At 61.9% G+C, this 17,372-nt stretch carries 16 protein-coding genes and 2 pseudogenes; 11 read left to right on the forward strand and 7 right to left on the reverse strand.

The features are described 5' to 3' along the window. The first annotated feature begins 290 nt into the window (after window positions 1-290). The 7 genes from Q8K08_RS01445 (at window position 291) to Q8K08_RS01475 (ending at window position 9,066) form a co-directional block, all read left to right on the forward strand. A complete protein-coding gene (locus tag Q8K08_RS01445; RefSeq protein WP_305248974.1) occupies window positions 291-941 on the forward strand; it encodes an ABC transporter ATP-binding protein in 651 nt (216 codons plus the stop codon). Next, a complete protein-coding gene (locus Q8K08_RS01450) occupies window positions 938-3,325 on the forward strand; it encodes an ABC transporter permease (protein WP_305248975.1) in 2,388 nt (795 codons plus the stop codon). The genes Q8K08_RS01445 and Q8K08_RS01450 overlap by 4 nt, the downstream gene beginning before the upstream one ends. Next, window positions 3,315-4,352, forward strand: coding sequence for a lipocalin-like domain-containing protein (locus Q8K08_RS01455; RefSeq protein ID WP_305248976.1), 1,038 nt, complete (start codon window positions 3,315-3,317; stop codon window positions 4,350-4,352). The genes Q8K08_RS01450 and Q8K08_RS01455 overlap by 11 nt, the downstream gene beginning before the upstream one ends. Window positions 4,353-4,956: 604 nt before the next feature. After that, the gene (locus Q8K08_RS01460; protein ID WP_305248977.1) at window positions 4,957-5,973 is read left to right on the forward strand and encodes an efflux RND transporter periplasmic adaptor subunit; all 1,017 of its coding nucleotides are present in this window, start codon (window positions 4,957-4,959) and stop codon (window positions 5,971-5,973) included. Then, entirely contained in the window at window positions 5,973-7,178 is a 1,206-nt protein-coding gene (locus Q8K08_RS01465) for an ABC transporter permease (protein ID WP_305248978.1), read from the forward strand. Before Q8K08_RS01460 ends, Q8K08_RS01465 begins: the two co-directional genes overlap by 1 nt. Next, entirely contained in the window at window positions 7,175-7,852 is a 678-nt protein-coding gene (locus Q8K08_RS01470) for an ABC transporter ATP-binding protein (RefSeq protein WP_305248979.1), read from the forward strand. Before Q8K08_RS01465 ends, Q8K08_RS01470 begins: the two co-directional genes overlap by 4 nt. A gap of 395 nt (window positions 7,853-8,247) precedes the next feature. Further along, on the forward strand, window positions 8,248-9,066 hold the full coding sequence (locus Q8K08_RS01475; protein WP_304802796.1) for a DUF2189 domain-containing protein: 819 nt from the start codon (window positions 8,248-8,250) through the stop codon (window positions 9,064-9,066). Here Q8K08_RS01475 and Q8K08_RS21890 read toward each other — a convergent pair. The 4 genes from Q8K08_RS21890 to Q8K08_RS01495 are packed head-to-tail and all read right to left on the reverse strand — an operon-like array spanning window position 9,033 to window position 12,447. Beyond that, window positions 9,033-9,449, reverse strand: a complete 417-nt coding sequence (locus Q8K08_RS21890) for a hypothetical protein (RefSeq protein ID WP_370870477.1) — start codon at window positions 9,447-9,449, stop codon at window positions 9,033-9,035. The two genes, Q8K08_RS01475 and Q8K08_RS21890, sit on opposite strands and share 34 nt — an antisense overlap. After that, the gene (locus Q8K08_RS01485; RefSeq protein ID WP_305248980.1) at window positions 9,446-10,663 is read right to left on the reverse strand and encodes an FAD-binding domain-containing protein; all 1,218 of its coding nucleotides are present in this window, start codon (window positions 10,661-10,663) and stop codon (window positions 9,446-9,448) included. The genes Q8K08_RS21890 and Q8K08_RS01485 overlap by 4 nt, the downstream gene beginning before the upstream one ends. A gap of 51 nt (window positions 10,664-10,714) precedes the next feature. Next, window positions 10,715-12,064, reverse strand: a complete 1,350-nt coding sequence (locus Q8K08_RS01490; protein WP_370870478.1) for an ABC1 kinase family protein — start codon at window positions 12,062-12,064, stop codon at window positions 10,715-10,717. Further along, window positions 12,064-12,447, reverse strand: coding sequence for a thiol-disulfide oxidoreductase DCC family protein (locus tag Q8K08_RS01495; protein ID WP_304801579.1), 384 nt, complete (start codon window positions 12,445-12,447; stop codon window positions 12,064-12,066). The genes Q8K08_RS01490 and Q8K08_RS01495 overlap by 1 nt, the downstream gene beginning before the upstream one ends. A gap of 321 nt (window positions 12,448-12,768) precedes the next feature. Between Q8K08_RS01495 and Q8K08_RS01500 the strand changes: the two genes are divergently transcribed. Both Q8K08_RS01500 and Q8K08_RS01505 read left to right on the forward strand, forming a co-directional pair. After that, window positions 12,769-12,948, forward strand: coding sequence for a hypothetical protein (locus Q8K08_RS01500; protein ID WP_304801581.1), 180 nt, complete (start codon window positions 12,769-12,771; stop codon window positions 12,946-12,948). 225 nt (window positions 12,949-13,173) lie between these two features. Then, entirely contained in the window at window positions 13,174-13,767 is a 594-nt protein-coding gene (locus Q8K08_RS01505) for a DUF3489 domain-containing protein (RefSeq protein ID WP_305248983.1), read from the forward strand. On the opposite strand, the pseudogene Q8K08_RS01510 reads toward Q8K08_RS01505, so the two are convergent. Beyond that, a pseudogene (locus Q8K08_RS01510) lies at window positions 13,671-14,360 on the reverse strand (IS3 family transposase); the annotation flags it as partial. The gene Q8K08_RS01505 and the pseudogene Q8K08_RS01510 sit on opposite strands and share 97 nt — an antisense overlap. A gap of 140 nt (window positions 14,361-14,500) precedes the next feature. Between Q8K08_RS01510 and Q8K08_RS01515 the strand changes: the two are divergent. Continuing rightward, complete coding sequence (locus Q8K08_RS01515) at window positions 14,501-15,958, forward strand: alpha/beta fold hydrolase (RefSeq protein WP_305248982.1); 1,458 nt, start codon at window positions 14,501-14,503, stop codon at window positions 15,956-15,958. Window positions 15,959-16,006: 48 nt separating this feature from the next. Here the strand turns inward: Q8K08_RS01515 and Q8K08_RS01520 are convergent, their stop codons facing one another. Further along, complete coding sequence (locus Q8K08_RS01520) at window positions 16,007-16,366, reverse strand: hypothetical protein (protein ID WP_322573540.1); 360 nt, start codon at window positions 16,364-16,366, stop codon at window positions 16,007-16,009. Window positions 16,367-16,516: 150 nt separating this feature from the next. Between Q8K08_RS01520 and Q8K08_RS01525 the strand changes: the two genes are divergently transcribed. After that, window positions 16,517-16,729, forward strand: coding sequence for a DUF2805 domain-containing protein (locus tag Q8K08_RS01525; RefSeq protein ID WP_304801596.1), 213 nt, complete (start codon window positions 16,517-16,519; stop codon window positions 16,727-16,729). Window positions 16,730-17,104: 375 nt separating this feature from the next. Here the strand turns inward: Q8K08_RS01525 and Q8K08_RS01530 are convergent. Continuing rightward, window positions 17,105-17,275: pseudogene (locus Q8K08_RS01530) on the reverse strand (phage integrase N-terminal SAM-like domain-containing protein); the annotation flags it as partial. Between the last annotated feature and the right edge of the window lie 97 nt (window positions 17,276-17,372).

Genomic DNA, 17,372 nt, shown 5'->3' on the forward strand with positions numbered 1-17,372 from the left:
TTAAGAAATAGATGAACGGTCCAAAGGCTCTGGTCGATGGGCGAGCAGCCCAGCGTTGCGCCGCCCCCAAACCAGCCAACCCTGCGTCTTTCGGCGAACCTGTCCGGTCGGAGGCTGTCAGAATGAGCGGTGGCTTGGAGCAGCTCTGCCTTTGGCGCTGGTCGGCCGACGATTGATGCGTCAGGCCCCAAGCGGGCCCGACGCTGGTCCTTTGGCTATAACGCGTTTCGCCATGCAAGCGCCCTTTTCATTGGATTTCTTCAGCTTACTTAGGAGTTAAAGGAAAGCGGATGCTTCTGAGCCTGCGTGATGTAACCAAAACCTATCCCGGGGCGGAAGCGCCGGTGCTTTCCCGCATCTCGCTGGATTTGCAGGCAGGAGAGATGTTGGCCCTGACCGGAGAGTCCGGGTCGGGCAAAAGCACGCTTTTGCATCTGACAGGTGGCCTTGATACGGCCGACACTGGCGTTGTCGCGATTGATGGCATTGACCTGACGCCCTTGGATGAACCCGGGCGCGCGGCCCTGCGGCGGGGCACGGTGGGTGTAATTTTTCAACAGTTCAACCTGATCCCGTCGCTGACAGTCGCAGCGAATATCGCCTTTCAGGCGCGGCTTGCAGGCCGGCATGACCCGGGCCTCGCGCAGCGGCTGGCGGCGCGGCTGGGCCTGAACGACCATCTTGCAAAATATCCCGAACAACTGTCCGGCGGCCAGCAACAGCGCGTGGCCATCGCCCGCACGCTGGCTCCGCAACCAAAGCTGGTACTGGCCGATGAGCCAACGGGCAATCTGGATGAGGCAACGGCAGACACGGTCTTTGCCCTGATGTGCGAGTTGGTTGCCGAAACCGGGGCGGGTCTGATCCTTGTCACCCATTCGGAACGTCTTGCCGCCCGCCTCGGCCGCCGCCTGCTTCTGCACGCCGGGCAGTTGACGTGACCCGCACCATCTTATCTGCCCTGTTGGGCCATTGGCGGCGCAACCCTTTGCACCTGATCACCCTTCTGGCCGGGCTGGCCTTGGGAACGGCGCTCTGGTCAGGCGTGCAGGCGATCAATGCCGAAGCGCGCGCCAGTTATGACGCGGCCGCAACCGCGCTGGGCGAAGGCAGCTATGCCCAGATCGTTGCACAAGACGGCGCGCCCATTCCCCAGCAGAACTATGTCGTGCTGCGACGGGCGGGCTGGACGGTGTCACCTGTGCTTGAGGGCGACCTTGGCGGCGTGCGCATTGTGGGGATAGACCTGCTGACAGCCCCGCGCGGAATCGGCCCGGTGTCGGTGGATGGCGGGGCTGATCTTGGGGCGTTTCTGACTGGCGGGGGCCAGATTTTTGCGCGCGCGGACACGGTGGCGAATTTGCCCGATACGGGTGCGGTGGGCATCATCGCCCCCCATGTTGCCCCCAATACCGCCATCATGGACATCGGACTGGCACAGCGTTTGCTGGGCCGGGCAGGGCAGATTGATCGGCTGATCGTGTCGCCTGAACAGCCGATCACCCGCCGCCCGCTGGCCACCATCGCCCCCGGTCTAATTGAAACCGCACCTCAGGACAGCAGCGATGTGGCGCGGCTGACGGACAGCTTTCATCTGAACTTGACCGCCTTTGGCCTTTTGTCCTTTGTCGTGGGCCTATTCATCGTGCACGGGGCCATTGGCCTTGCGTTTGAACAGCGCCGCCAGATGGTGCGCACCTTGCGCGCCCTCGGAGTGCCACTGGGTCGGATGATCCTCCTGATCGCCGCGGAACTGGCGATGCTTGGCCTGATTGCGGGGTTGGTGGGGGTGGCGCTTGGCTACGCAGTGGCTGCGGCGCTGTTGCCGGATGTGGCGGCCACGTTGCGCGGTCTTTACGGGGCTGATGTCTCGGGTCAACTGACCCTGCGACCAGCGTGGTGGCTGTCAGGGCTGGCGATTGCGGTGGGGGGGACGGCTGTGGCATCGGCCGGTGCGCTGTGGTCATTGGCGCGGATGCCACTTCTGGCCAGCGCGCAGCCGCGGGCGTGGGTTATGGCGCGGCAGGGGGCAGGGCTGACGATAGCCTCTGTGGGGTTGCTGCTGCTGGCAGTGGGGCTGGCGGTCTGGGGGCATGGTCTGATTGCCGGGTTTGTCATGCTGGGCGCGCTTTTGGTGGGTGGGGCGCTGGCCTTGCCGCCACTGCTGACGCTGGCGCTGCGGTGGGGCGAGGCGCGCGCGCGTTCGCCCGTGGCACAGTGGTTCTGGGCTGATGCGCGCCAACAGGTGCCGGGATTATCGCTTGCACTGATGGCGCTCTTGCTGGCCATGACGGCAAATGTCGGCGTGTCCACCATGGTGTCGTCTTTCCGGCTGACCTTCATCGGCTTTCTGGACCAGCGGCTTGCCTCCGAGCTGTATGTGTCCGCCACCGATGCCGCGCAGGCCGACAGGATTGTCGCCGTCGCCGAGACGCAGGGGGTGGCAGTGCTGCCGATCCTGTCGGTCAACGCGCAAGTGGCGGGGCAGAAGGTCGAGATATACGGCGCGCGCGATCACGCCACCTACCGCGACAACTGGCACCTTCTGCGGGCTGTTCCTGATGTCTGGGATGCACTGGCGCGGGCCGAGGGCGTGCTGGTGAATGAGCAGCTTTACCGCCGCGCCGGGCGTGATCTGGGAACGATGGTTGCCATCGCACCGGGTCTAGAGCTGCCCGTTCTGGGAATCTACGGCGATTACGGCAACCCGGTAGGGCAGGTCATCCTGAACGACGCGGTTTTCACCCGCCAGTTTCCGGGCGTCACGGCGCTGCGCTTTGGCCTGCGCATCGATCCATCGCAGATTGATGGAGTGCGCGCCATCTTGCGCGATCAGGCGGGGCTGACCGACAGCGCAATGGTAGATCAAGCGTCGATCAAGGCACTGTCGCTGTCGGTGTTTGAACGCACCTTCACCGTGACCACGGCGCTGAACATCCTGACCCTTGCCGTGGCAGGCTTTGCGATGCTGATGAGCTTGCTGACGCTGGCCGAAATGCGGTTGCCGCAACTGGCCCCGGTCTGGGCCCTGGGGGTGCCCCGGCGAAATCTGGCAGCGCTGGATCTGCTGCGCGCCGCGTTGCTGGGGGCGCTCACGAGCGCGCTCGCCTTGCCGCTTGGCCTGACATTGGCATGGGCGCTTTTGGCGGTGGTGAATGTCGAGGCTTTTGGCTGGCGTTTTCCGATGTATCTGTTTCCGCTGGATTATCTGCGGCTAGGTGCACTGGCCCTTGTGGCCGCCGCGCTGGCAGCGCTGTGGCCAGCGTGGCGGCTGTCGCGCATGCCGCCTGTCCAACTGCTAGGGGTGTTCCGCCATGAACGCTAGGCTTTTTGTTCTGCTCTTGCTGCTGCCATTTCAGGCCATGGCGCAGGGATTTGCGGGCCTTGGCACGGATGCGGCAGGGTTTTCCCAGCCCCGGTCCGACACCGTGCTGCAGTTTCCTGCCGATCATGGCGCGCACCCCGACTACCGGATTGAATGGTGGTATCTGACCGCCAACATGACCGGGCCGGATGGCACGCCTTATGGGCTGCAATGGACGCTGTTCCGCTCTGCCCTTGCTCCGCGCGATGGGCAGGGCTGGGACTCGCCGCAGTTGTGGATGGGCCACGCGGCGGTCACCACGCCCGACGCGCATCACGTGACAGAACGACTGGCGCGGGGCGGGATCGGGCAGGCAGGTGTCAACGCCGCGCCCTTTTCGGCATGGATCGACGACTGGGTGATGGAAGGTCCGGACATAAATACCCTGCGCCTGACCGCCTCGGCACCCGATTTCGCCTATGATGTCAGCTTGAATGCCAAGGGGCCCTTGGTGCTGCATGGTCAAAACGGCTATTCGGTCAAATCCGCTGCAGGGCAAGCAAGCCATTACTATTCGCAGCCATTCTACAAGCTGTACGGCACGCTGACCCTGCCAGAAGGTGACGTGCCCGTCACCGGCACCGCATGGCTTGACCGGGAATGGTCATCCCAGCCATTGGCGCAGGATCAGACAGGGTGGGATTGGTTTTCCCTGTCCTTTGACAGTGGCGACAAGTTGATGGGGTTCGTGCTGCGCGGGTCCAAGGATTACACCTCGGCCACATGGATCGGGGCGGACGGCACCACCATAGCCTTACTGGATGGTGCCTTTGTGGTCGCGCCGCTTTCGCACCACAGGGTGGCAGGTCGCACCTTGCCGGTGGAATGGCAGGTGCTTCTGCCGGAGAAGGGTGTTGATGTCGTGGTCAAGGCCCTGAACCCCGATGCATGGATGGCAACATCGGTGCCCTATTGGGAGGGGCCGGTGATGATTTCGGGCAGCCATAAAGGTGCGGGATATCTGGAGATGACAGGTTACGACGACTGATCCACATGCAAATACGACGGAGCTGCCGTGGAATTGGCGCCGATGACTACAACGGTCTGAAAGCTGTGCGGAAACGCTGTCTTGGGTAGCCCAGTTGGCCTTGGGGTGGCATGAACGTATGCCTGCTTTAGCCCTGCTGCCTTGATCGCATCGCACCCACTTCAAAGGACCGCTCTACGCCCTGTGCGAAGGGGTCGACGCGCTCGGCCCCAAGCAGACGATCGGGCTTGACGTCAAGCATAGGTGCAGCTTCCCTGAACCGATCATTCGTGAATGACGCAGGAATACTTTGCGAGGCAAGGGGGCAAGCGACAGCCTCCTGAGGTCCGCCCATGACATAAATCAGTGCGGTGCAACTGCAGAATCGATTATGAGATCTCCGTCAGGCCCCTGAAAATGGTCCATAACATTACATCACGTCGTCCCTCAACAAAATGGTGCAATGGTCATACGCAATACCATCAGACAGCAAGACGAAGGACTGCCAGTGGTTCAAACACCGGCAGAGGTGTCATCATCTCGTGTCCCCGCACTTCGCAAGTCATCAGAACCGCCATCCAGTGCGGGACGTCGTCGCTGGTTCCTCTGGCTGACAGGAGGGGTGATGGGTATGATAGCAGGTGGACTTGCTTACCTGCAACCTTGGACACCTGCTGTGATACCCGTCACGGTTGAGCAGGTCACCATGGCCCCGGTCACACGTCTGCTTGCCGTCAATGGCCGGATCGCGGCGGTGCATTCGGTCGATGTGCGGCCTCTGGTCGGTGGCCGTCTGACCCAAGTGGCGGTCAGTGAGGGGCAGTGGGTGGACGTCGGACATGTATTGGCCCGGATCGACCCGGCGGCGCAGGATGCCGTCGTGCGTCAGGCACTCGCAGGGCTTGATGCTGCGCTGGTTGCACAGGAACAGGCCGAAGCAACCTATGCACGCTCGCTCGCATTGGGGGCGAACATCAGCGCTGTCGTGATGGAGGCTGATCGGCGCGCTGTGCAATCCGCCATTCAGGACGTCGCCCGCATGACGGCGCTTTTGGAACAGGCGCAAGTGCAACTTGGGCGCCATACGCTGCGTGCGCCGATCACTGGAACGATCGTGGCAATGGATGCCGAAGAGGGTGAGATCGCGGATACGGCAACCGTGCTGATGACCCTCGCTGATTTGGACGACCTTATCGTCGAAACCGATGTGGACGAGGCATATGCCAATCAGGTTGCCGTTGGCCAACTGGCAGTCCTGCGTTTTTCGGGGGAGACGCAGACGCGGACCGGAACTGTCAGAACGGTTGCAGGCCGGGTCGACGCGGCCACCGGCGGCCTGTCTGTAAGGATCGGTTTCGACATGGCCGTCACCGCCCCCATCGGTCTGACCGTTACCGCCAATATCGTGGTCGATCAGCGTGATGCCGCAATGACCGTTCCACGCACAGCTCTGGTGAGCGAAAGTGGGGGCACAGCGGTCTTTCTTGCGCAGGACGGGTCCGCCCGGCTCCAGCCGGTCAGCGTGATCGACTGGCCCGCTGCCCGGTTGGTTGTGACCGAAGGGCTATCCCCGGGCGATTGGGTGATCATCGACGCCGCTGGCCTTAGTGATGGTCTTCGCATCAGATCGGACGCGCCCTGATGCTGTATGGGCTCAAGATTGCGATGCGCTATCTGACTGCCAGCAAGGCCCAGACCGCTCTTCTGGTTTCCGGCGTGGCTGTGGGCGTGTTCATCTTCATCTTCATGTCGGCGCTGATCGGGGGGTTGGCCGAGTTCATCCTCTCACGCACCGTGGGCGACATCAGCCATGTTACGATCGAGGCGGAAATCGCAGACCCCGCGATCTTGATCGACGCGGACGGGTTTCTTCTGGCCGCGATCGAACAGGGGCGCCAGCGCACCGCCACCCTGCGAGATACGGAAACCTGGGTGCCGCTGATCGAGACTGTTCCCGGCATCAGGGCCGTGTCGCCCCAGATTGCCGGCGCGGGTTTTCTGACGCGCGGGGCGCAAGTGGCGCAGGTTAGCGTCACGGGTTTGGAAATTGGCCGTGAATCGGCCATCCTCAATCTTGAGGGCTACATCATTGCGGGGTCGGCGCGACTGGGTTCTGGCGTGGTTGTTCTGGGCCGAAGACTGGCGGAAGACCTTGATCTGTCGGTCGGACAGGTGCTGCGATTGCAGTCGTCCAACGGGGTGACAGCGGTTCTGACCCTAGGCGGCATCTTCCAGACCGGAACCGGCATGCTGGACCGCTCCAGCGTCTTTGTCAGCCTGCCCACCGCGCGCACGCTTTTTGCCCTGCCACAAGGTGTCACGCGGATCGAAATCAAGCTTGACGATCTGAATGCGGCCGATGACACGGCCCTGCGCATCCGCGCGCTCACGGGCCTTGATGCGGTGCCTTGGACCGACGGGGCCGAGCAGTTGATGGAGGCGCTGAACGCGCAGGCACAGACAGGTTACTTCCTCAAGACCTTCGCATTGATCACCATTGTGATTGGTGTCGCGTCGGCGCTGCTTTTGTCCACTTACCGACGTCGCCCCGAGATCGGCATCATGCGGGCGATGGGGGCCGGGCGCGGATTTGTGGTGTTCGTTTTCGTCACCCAGGGCGCGTTGGTGGGGCTGCTGGGTGGCGTGACCGGCGCGACACTTGGTTATCTGGCGCTGCTGCCGTTTCCGCGCCGCGATGAATTTGTCTCGGGCACCCTGCCGATGGATATCACACAGGGATCTTACGGGCTGGCGATCATACTGACGGTGATCGGCGCCATCCTGGCTTCAATCCTTCCAGCAAGGGCCGCGGCGCGGGTCGATCCGGTTCAGGCGATCGGACAATGACCGAACTTCTGGAAGTGTCCGATTTGACCAAGACCTTTGGCGAGGGTGAGGCTGCGACCCATGTATTGCGCGGGCTGTCATTGTCGCTGAAGACGGGTGAGATGGCAGCCCTGCTTGGCCCTTCGGGGTCAGGAAAAAGCACGCTTCTGACCATTCTTGGTACACTGATGAAGCCCACCTCGGGCAGACACTGGATGCTGGGCCAGGATCTGGTGGCCGCCAACGATGTCGCGCTGACAGAGTTCCGCAACCGCCACATCGGCTTTGTCTTTCAATTCCACAACTTGCTGCCCGATTTCACTGCGCTGGAAAACGTCATCTTCCCTACGGCTGTGCGTGCGGGGCGCGAAACACCTGCCGCTCGGGCGCGCGGACGCGAGTTGCTGGTGCGGGTGGGGCTTGAAAGCCGCATAGGGTTTCAGACAACCAAGCTGTCCGGCGGTCAGAAGCAGCGCGTTGCCGTCGCCCGAGCCTTGATGAACAGCCCCGAACTGGTGCTTGCAGACGAGCCGACAGGCAACCTAGATCGTGCGTCTGCTCAGCAGGTCATGGACCTGATACATGAAATCAACAGGGATGAGGACACAACTTTTTTGATCTCCACCCATGACGAAAAGATTGCAGCGAGCTGTTGGCGACAAATCGTGGTGGCGGATGGACTTGTGACCGGGTAGGTTTCAAAAGGATCGAACGTCATATTTCTCAAGATTCTGAGAACGCAATGCTAAAGGGTTGTCAGGCGGCTTCCAGCGCATTGCGCAAGTGCGACGGCAACATCGACGTGCCTGGCCCAAGGCGGCCGGTCGGGTCGCCCAATGCTGCGTGGCCGCATTTTCCGAAGCTGCCGTTCGGCTCGTGCCGTATCGAACTTGGTCAGCCAATACCGCTAATTCGCGATGAAGCTGACTTCCCAAAATCTCTCTACACCCACCGGGCTCGGGCCAAAGGGCAGCACTTGCCCCTGTACCTCAGTTGAGGCAAGCTTGGACGTGGACGAATAGCATCTGTCTCACCGAAGGTTCCCCTTACGGAAGGACACGCTCGGTGACATGTTCTGGGAGGCGTAGGCATGGCATCCAAGACGACTGGTCCCACACCGCCGCACGACGTGACGCCGCAACCAATGGTCACGCCCACGGTTAACAGAGTGACGGCGGATGATATCACCGAGTCACTGAAGGCGGGGTTTTCCGATTTCCTTGCGCGCCCATTGATGAGCGGCTTCTTCGGACTGTTCTATGCGGTGTTTGGAATTCTGTTCGTCTGGGTCATGTTCTGGCTTGGCAAGATCTGGATGGTACTTCCCGCCGCGATCGCCTTTCCGCTTGTCGCGCCTTTTGCCTGCGCCGGACTCTATGAGATGTCCCGACGCCGGGAAAGGGGAGAGAGCTTCGGCTGGTCGGACATCCTCGGCGTCATGGCCGATCAGCGTCGGCGCGAAATGGGCTGGATGGCCTTTGTCACCCTGTTCGTTCTGTGGATCTGGTTCTACCAGTTTCGGACCCTGCTTGTGATCATCCTGCAGGGTTCATCTTTTTCGGATTTGCAGGGATTCCTGAACGTCGTGTTCTTCACAACGGAAGGCTGGACTTTCCTTGTGATTGGCACCTGCGTCGGCGCAATTCTTTCGGCTGCCCTGTTCTCGGTGACCGTCATCGCCATGCCGATGCTCCTCGACCGGGACATTGACTTCATTACTGCAACGTTGACGTCTATTCGCGTGGTACGGGAGAACCCCTTGGTCATGCTCGGCTGGGCGGCGATCATCACCGTTACCCTGCTGTTGTCACTGGTCCCGGCATTCCTGGGTCTGGTCTTTACCCTTCCGATCCTGGGCCACACCACGTGGCATCTCTACCGGCGCGCGGTGTCCCCGGCAGAGGGGTGATCAATAGAGTCATCTCCTTGAGCAGATGAGTGCCTTGTTGTCCGGAGCGGCCAGGTCACGTACTTTGCTCGCATCGGCCAGAGCATTTCCAGGTCAGCTTCGGGGTCGTTGCAGCCTTGTGGCGGTGCAGAACGGGCCCACTGACCCCCCAGGGTCTGTAGCGCCCAAGGCCAGGGCACGGTGCCAAGGCTTTCGCTCAGGCCAAAGAACATCGACACGATCATCGCAAGCACGCCCGCGGCGAAAAGCACATGGCAGAGTGCGCCAAAGCCAAGCGCCAGTGCAATGCGCCCTGCACCTGCAGGTGGGTGCAAAGCGGCGCTGATCAGGGTGATCAGCCGGACAATGCGGGGAGCGCCCAGCACACTACGGGCCAGCGTCATGCGGGCAGCGCCTGATCAAGGATGCGCGGAATGTTCTGCTTGACCTTGAAGAAACCGGCTGTGGCGTAGGGCCAGATCGCCGCATCCCAGTCGCGCCGCCATTCGCACAGAGTGATGCCGTGTTTGGCCAAGGATGGGACGGCTTGATCTAGCCAATCGCGCAACGGGCCACGGGTGATGTAGGGCGTGGCAATCTGTGTGGCTCCGGCGTCTGCAGCCCATTTGGCAATGCGCGCAGGATCGTCTGCGCGCATTGCTGTCGCGGCAAAGCCCGAGCGCCGGGCAGCATCGGCCAGCGCGCCATCCTCGAACCGCTGCACCAGATCCGATACGGGGAGGGGGGATCGCAGGTGGCTTGCCGCCAGCGCGCCCGCCGTGCGGATATCGAGAGACGCAAGATCGAAGTCTTCGACCCGGCAATCCTCATCAGTGATCAGAAGGGCGGTCGGGCGGCACAGTTGTGGCGGGGAGAAGGCCCGCAGCGGCAAAACAGTTGGCAGGCCCTCCGGTTCGGTCGCCTCTAGCCCCTGAGTGACCTCGGCCAGATCGCTTTGGCGCGGGGTAAAGCGTCCGGCGGTGAAGGTGGAAATGTTCTGCGCATCGGCGGGATAGGGTTTGCCCCGCGTATGGAGCCCCGCCACCCAACGCCAGCCAAGCGTATTCGATGCGGCATCGCCATCCAGCAGGTGGCGGAAAAAGAAATCCGCCCCCAGCCGCCACGGCAAGCCCAGCGTGAAGATCCAGATGGACGCGAACCACATCCGCGCGTGGTTGTGCAGATAGCCGGTATCCACCAATTCCGTGGACCATGCATCGAAACACGCGATCCCCGTCTGTCCGTTCATTGCGCGCTCAACGTCACGGCGCAGGCGGCGGTCGCGGTCCAGTGCCGTCAGATCGGCGTTCAGCCCGGTGCAGTAACTGGCCCAGACCTGCGGGCGGCGTTCCAGCCAGCCCTTGAAATAGCCGCGCCAAATTACCTCTTGCACGAACTTCTTGCCATCCTCGGGCCCGTGGATAGCAAAGGCCGCTGCCACGACATCTGACTCCAGCACCAGCCTGCGCCGAATGTATGGTGACAGAACTGACACCGCCTTGTGTGCGCCGGGGCCGTGATCGGTGTTGCGGCCATTGGCATAGCGCCGCCCCATCTGGGGTATGAAAGCTGCCAAAAGCTTCTCGCCTTCGGCGCGGGCAGGGATCCAGTCGGTCATCGCATCAACCTCAACTATAAGCCGAGCAAGCTGTTGCCCACTTCAAAAGTGTCAATTCAGGGTGCTGCGATTGCGGCAATAGGTCTCGACCAACGGACGCAATGCAACCCGGGCGCGCAGTTTTCCGGCCATCAGATACATGCCGCCGATCTTGCGGTGCAAGAACAGCGTGGCCGCTGGCGGCACATGCGCAAGCTTGCGGTCATTGCCGATAGCAATACCCATGTCGCGCAACCGTTCCAGCAGATCACTTGCGCCAAAGTCAAATGGGGTCTCTTGCCGCAAGGGGGCCATCGCTGCGTTGAACATCGACTGGATTAGGGCCTGATGATGAGGGGCCGTGTTGGCACCGAAATACCCGATACGCAGCATGGCATCGCGCGTTTCTGCCTCTCCGCCATCCAGCGCCACATGTGCAAGGGCGCGGAAATCGGCGGCGAGCTTCGGGGCGATGGGCTGCACTGCGCCGAAATCCAGCAGGATGATCCGCCCGGTCGCAGGCTCATAGCGATAATTGGCCAAATTGGGGTCTGTTTGCATAGCGCCGAACAGGAATAACTCGCGCAGCACAAGGTCGATCAGGGCGCCTGCCACCCGGTCGCGCATCGCTTGCGGCGCGTCAACAAGGCTGTCAAGCGGGGCGCTTTCCATGAAATCCATCGCGATCACCTGCGGCGTGCAAAGCGCTGTATGCAACGCAGGCAGTGCAAACATATCTGATCCCTCCAGCAGTCTGCCGAACCGCGCCAGATGCTGCGCTTCGGCGATATAGTCTGCCTCGGCGTGCAGCTGGCGCTTGGCCTCGGTCAGTAAAGGCCCGATGTCCATGCTGCGCGGCAACAGGCCGGGCAGGCGCATCAGCGTGGCCATGTTATCAACATCACTGTCGATGCTGGAGCGCACGCCGGGATACTGCACCTTGATCGCCAGATCCTGACCGTCGCGCGTCACCGCCCGGTGTACCTGCCCAATCGAGGCAGCGGCAAATGGGCGCACATCGAACCGCGCAAACCGGCTATACCAGTCGATACCCCATTCCCCATTCAGCACGGTCTGCAACTGTTTCGGCGGCATGTGGCGCGCGTCATCGCGCATGCGGGCAAGGATCGCCGTCAACTCGTCGGGCAGTACGACGCCGGTATCCATCGACAGCATCTGCCCCAGCTTCAGCGCGGCCCCCCGCAAATGCGACAAGCCGTCCGTTAGCCGCAAGGTATTTGTCGGCGTCAGAAGCAGTTGCGCCAGATCAGGCCGCTTGCCGCTGGCTAGCGCCCGCAGGCTCCCCGCAGCAACGCCACCCGCAATCCCCGACGCGATACCGCCGAACTGCAGAAACCGCGCCGCACGCCCTGTCGGCACCGCTGCGCCATCATCATCTTGCGGCAAAGCCCGCCTCCCCATCAGTTGCAAGCACGGTTCGCCTGCCTGTGCTGGTGCAAGCGGTCAATCGCCGGTGCTAGGACGTGGTCAAAGGCCAGCGATGCGATGTGTCTGATGCCGGGCAATCTCACTATACGACCCAGCAACCGGTACCTTGGCATCTGCGCCCAAAGCACCGGAAAAGCAGCAATTCCTGACGCCAGTTTTCCTTCACGCAGCACATAACGGCGCCGGGCTGCCGCGTCAGCATCCATTCCCCATAGATCCCGTGCGTCGGAGTTCAGATCGTCGAACCGGATCGGAAGACAGTTCTCACCGGCATAGCATGCATAATGCTGTATCTCGAAGGTACAGACCGGGCAGGTGGCGTTGTAAAGAACGGACGTTGTGGCGCTGTTATCCATGACAGGTAGATAGGTCTGCCCAACGTGAAGTCCAACCGGTAATCAGCTCGCCAGACACATCCCCATACCTTCCGGCCATGCGGCCTGGTGTACCTGGGGGCTGGCCTGACGTGACAAACCGACCTTGCGCAATTTTCGCGTTCGACCATCGAATGAACATCTGTCTATGCCACCACTAAGGTAATGTTATTGTTTGTTAATCAGTTGATTACACTCCGGGATGGAGCGATTCTGATTGCACGAGAACGATGCAACTAACCCCGGAGACTACGCCATGCCCCCCGCCGCGCGACCGACAATGCCAAAGCCCACGACGCCTTCATGACCACCAAGGCCCAGATCGACGCGATGCTGGATCGCCTGAAAGCCCTGAGTGACGATCATTTCGAGACCCACCCCGACGAGATCAACTGGGGCGATGTCGGCACCTTGAACCACTACGCCAGCCTCCTGCGCCAGATCACCGACAGCGCATTCAAGGAGGGCGAACATGCCGCTTGATCCCGCCCAGCGCACCAGATCGAACAGGATGCCCTCACCGCCGCATGGGAGGCCGAACGCCTCGCCGCCTGCATTGAGGCCATCGCCCTCCTGCGCGAGATCGCGGATCTGGAACGCGACGACGATGGCGATGTGATCATCGGCACGGATGCCGGCGGTCACAACGACCTGATGTCGCGCATCGCTGCCTTCCTTGCCACCAACGACCATTGGGAGGAACCTGCCATGACCAAGCTGAACGAAACCCAGACCATCATCCTGAGCGCCGGGGCCCAGCGCCCCGAAAACATCGCCCTGCCGCCGCCCAAGGTGCTGGCTGGTGCGGCGGCGAAGATGGCCGTCAATAGGATGATCGAGCACGGCTGGCTGCAAGATGTCGAGGTCAACTTGCGGCGCGGTGAGCCCCTCTGGCGCGAGACGGGCGATGGGCATGGCACCACGCTGGTGTTCACTGAGGCCGGGCTGTTGGCGATTGGGATCCAGCCGCTGGTGGTTAAAACCGTGGTTGCGATCCGCGAACAGGCGGCCGAGACGCCAATGCCAAAGCCGCCGTTCCCACGCGCCGGGACGAAACAGGCGATGTTGAATTCACTGCTGCAGCGCCCCGAGCGGGCTTCCATCGACCAGATCGTCACTGCGACCGGCTGGAATGCTCATAGTGCGAGGGGTTTCATCTCTGGGGTGGTAATCACCCCATTTTTAACAGGGTGCATTCGTAGAACTTACGCGGCCATTTTCAGTTTCTGGGCGGGTGTGATGCCGCCGATGCCCATGTTCGGGCGGTCGTTGTTGTATGTCCATAGCCATTGCGTGGCGTGATCTTGGGCCTCATCGATCGTTTCGATGATGTATTGGTCGAGCCATTCGTGCCTGACGGTGCGGTTATAGCGTTCGATGTAGGCGTTCTGCTGCGGCTGGCCAGGTTGGATGTGTTGGATGGTGATGCCATTTTTTTCGTTTCAGATCAGCAGCTTGCCACTGATGTATTCCGGGCCGTTGTCGACCCGTATGGTGCCGGGTTTGCCGCGCCATTCGATGATCCGGTGCAAGCTGCGTATTACCCGTTCGGCAGGCAGAGAGAAGTCGATCGCGATCCCCAGCCCTTCGCGGTTGAAGTCGTCCAGCACGTTCAGCAACCGAAATGTTCGCCGGCCGCCGAGGCGATCTGCCATGAAGTCCCCTTACGGCGTTTGAAGGCCAACGCCTACCGGGCAACGCGTCGACCAGGTCAGGTTGGGTGCCTCCGGCACCGCCAAAGCATCAGGTTTGTCCCGTTTCAACCGCTTGCGGGGTTTGATGCGCAGGTTCAATTCCAACGCGCGATAGATCCGGTAGACCCGCTTGTGGTTCCATGGATGACCCTTGACGTTGCGTAGTTGCAGGAAACAAAGCCCAAACCCCCATGCCTTTTGCATCTCAACCGCGCAAACCACGCCCTCGGAGGCTGGCTCTCCGCTCTGGAAGCACGAACGCACAGCAACAAGGCCGTGGTCGCCTTGTCGTGGTGCGGCCTGCGGGCTAGGTCGGGACTAGGTAGATCAGGAGGTGCATCGTGACGCGTTGGAGCAACCTTGTGATCGGCGTGTTGGCGCTTGGGATCATCGCCCTGTCGGCTTTCATGCTAGAGCGGGGTCGGGCTGGGTTGGTGATCACCGATCTTGCTGCGGGGACAACGCCTGCGACGCTTTACCATCAGCCTGAGTCCGCAGGGCCACTGGTGGTGGTGGCGCATGGCTTTGCCGGATCACGGCAGCTGATGCAGGCCTATTCCTTGACGCTGGCGCAGTCGGGATATGCGGTTCTGGCCTTTGATTTCGAGGGGCATGGCCGCAATCCGGTGCCGATGTCGGGGGATGTGAACGCCATCGAAGGCACTACTCAGCGGCTGGTGGATCAGACGCTGAACGTGCTGGCCGCGGGGCGGGACTTGCCCGGCGTGGGGCCGGGGGTGGCTCTTTTGGGGCATTCGATGGCGACGGATATTGTTGCAAGGGCGGCTATTGCCGATGGCGCGGTTAATGCGGTGGTTGGCATCTCGATGTTTTCGCAGGCGGTGACGGCTGATCAGCCCGCGCGGCTGCTGGTGATCTCAGGCCAGTGGGAGGCGATGTTGCGGGCGGCGGCGCTGCAGATGGCGCGGATGGTCGATCCTGCAGCGGTTGAGGGGGCAACCATCACGGCTGGCGATGTGACGCGCCGCGTGGTCGTCGCGCCCGGCGTAGAGCATGTGGGGGTGCTGTATAGCGGTTCTGGCTTGCGTGAGGCGCGTGACTGGCTGGATGCGACCTTTGAGCGGGAAAGCGCCGGGCCGGTGGTCAAGCCGGGTCTGTGGATCTTGCTGCTGCTGGCGGGGGTCGCGGTGTTGTTTCGACCTTTGGCGGGGCTGTTGCCAGTGGCTCCGGCCCGCCCGGTCGTGCCGGTACGACGGTTCTGGGCCGCGGTTCTGCTGCCTGCGGCGGTGGTGCCTTTGGTGGCGGTGTTGATCTATCGGCCGTTCCTGCCGGTGCTGGTGGCGGACTACTTGATCCTCCATCTGGCGCTCTATGGTGCGGCACAACTGGCGATCCTGCGGGTCTGGCCGTTGCCACGGGTGGTCTGGGCAGCGGCGCTGGCGCTGATGCTCTGGGGAGTGGCGGTGTTCGGGTTCGCTATCGACCGCTACGCGGCGTCCTTCGTACCGACGGCTCAGCGGATGGGGATCATTGCCGCACTCGGCGTGGGAACAGTCCCCTTCATGCTGGCCGACAGCGTGGTGGCGGTGGGCGGCTGGCGGCGGCTGGTCGCGCGACTGGCGTTCGTGTCGTCGCTGACGGCGGCAACCTTCATCGATTTGGAGCGCTTGCTGTTCGTGCTGATCATCCTGCCGGTGATCGTGCTGTTTTTCCTTGTTCTTGGGCCAATGGGCCACTGGGTGACGCGCCAAAGTGGGGCGGGTGCTGCGGGTTTGGGGCTTGGGATCATCCTTGCCTGGGCGCTGGGGGTCAGTTTCCCGCTTTTCGTCGCGGGTTAAGAGCGTGACACCAGCCAAGCGGATCCCAATGGTGGCGTCTGGCCGTTGTCAGACTTTGCTTTTGCCGCGCCATGCCAGCGACTGCTGGTTCAGCGCCTTCAGGTCTGCCGCATCTGCGATGATCTGATGGCAAAGCTGCACGGCACGCATCGCCTGCGCTGGGCTGAGGTGCTTGTACGCCGGGCGCGCAATGTGGACGTACCACACCCCTCCGCAAATCGTGTCCAGCACAATCCGTTGAAAACAGTGATCGTTGCGCACCGGCCAATGGCGCCTGCTGGTCTGTGCGAGCGCGGGCATGACCATGCGCGTCAGATGCAGATACTGCGCGACATGTGCGAGGTGGGTCGGTGGCGGCAAATCGAAACTGGGCTGCATCGTGTCTTTCGGAGAAAGGTCCGCCCTCATGGCATCGACCTCAAGGAAAGTTACGACCTTTGGCCATACCTGAGATAGGGCCTTCTGGCCGCGAAATCCAACGGTCAAATTGAAGCGGCCCCCGGGTCAGTCCAGCCCGGGAAGCTTGACTTGTGGCGCGACAAAGTCACCTTGCGGCAGATGAAATTCCAAAGCCCTGACCCCGCGACCCTTGGTGAAATCATCGAGATGGCGCTCAGCGACCATGCCAGCTTCGACCAGATCCGTGCGCTGCACGGGGTGGGTCCGGATCAGGTAAAGGCGTTGATGCGGCAAAATCTGAAATCCGGCAGCTACCGCGCCTGGCGCAGACGGGTGCGTGCATTTGCCGACCGGCGCGAGGTTTACAAATGAAGGCTGTCCCCCACCCATAGGCCTGCGATCTGGCACAGTTGTATGCCGAAGCCTGGCTGCGCCTGACCCGCGGCGTCCACGACCGGCACGCTGGATATTCATACTGATCTGCGGTCAGCCAAGATCGGGGATTTGCGCGTTACACCTTTTGCTGCACTTCATGTTTGGGACGCTTCGGCCTGTCTGCAACTGCGGCTGGACGCCGCGCAATGCGTGCACCAATGCTGATTGAAAAATCGTCTCCGTTCATTGATGACTGTCAACGAAGATTGGTTTGTTGAATGGCTCCGAAGGCGGTTTCACCTTGTCCAGTCGGCCCCGTCGCGGAACAAGGCGCCAACCGGGATCGACAGCACACCGTCGCCCTTCCACAGGTTGATGGGCGCGCAGATCCTCCGGTGTCGCCGTGTCTGGTGATCGCCCGAGAAAGGCCGCGAAATCCTTGATCGCCCGGATGTGCGACTTCTGTGCCTTGTCGCCCATCCCGCGGATGCGCATGTCTTCGATCATTCGCTGGCGAGGCGGGCTTACTCTCTGCTCTGTCATGGAAGCCTCCTGTCTGATGATTGAGAAGGCCCCAATCGTCAGGCAGGTCAGGCAGATCGCAAAATGAGCGACATTTGGGGGCGTCTCACGCCATCAG

The sequence above is a fragment of the Pseudotabrizicola sp. genome, from assembly GCF_030684215.1.
Lineage (GTDB): Bacteria > Pseudomonadota > Alphaproteobacteria > Rhodobacterales > Rhodobacteraceae > Pseudotabrizicola.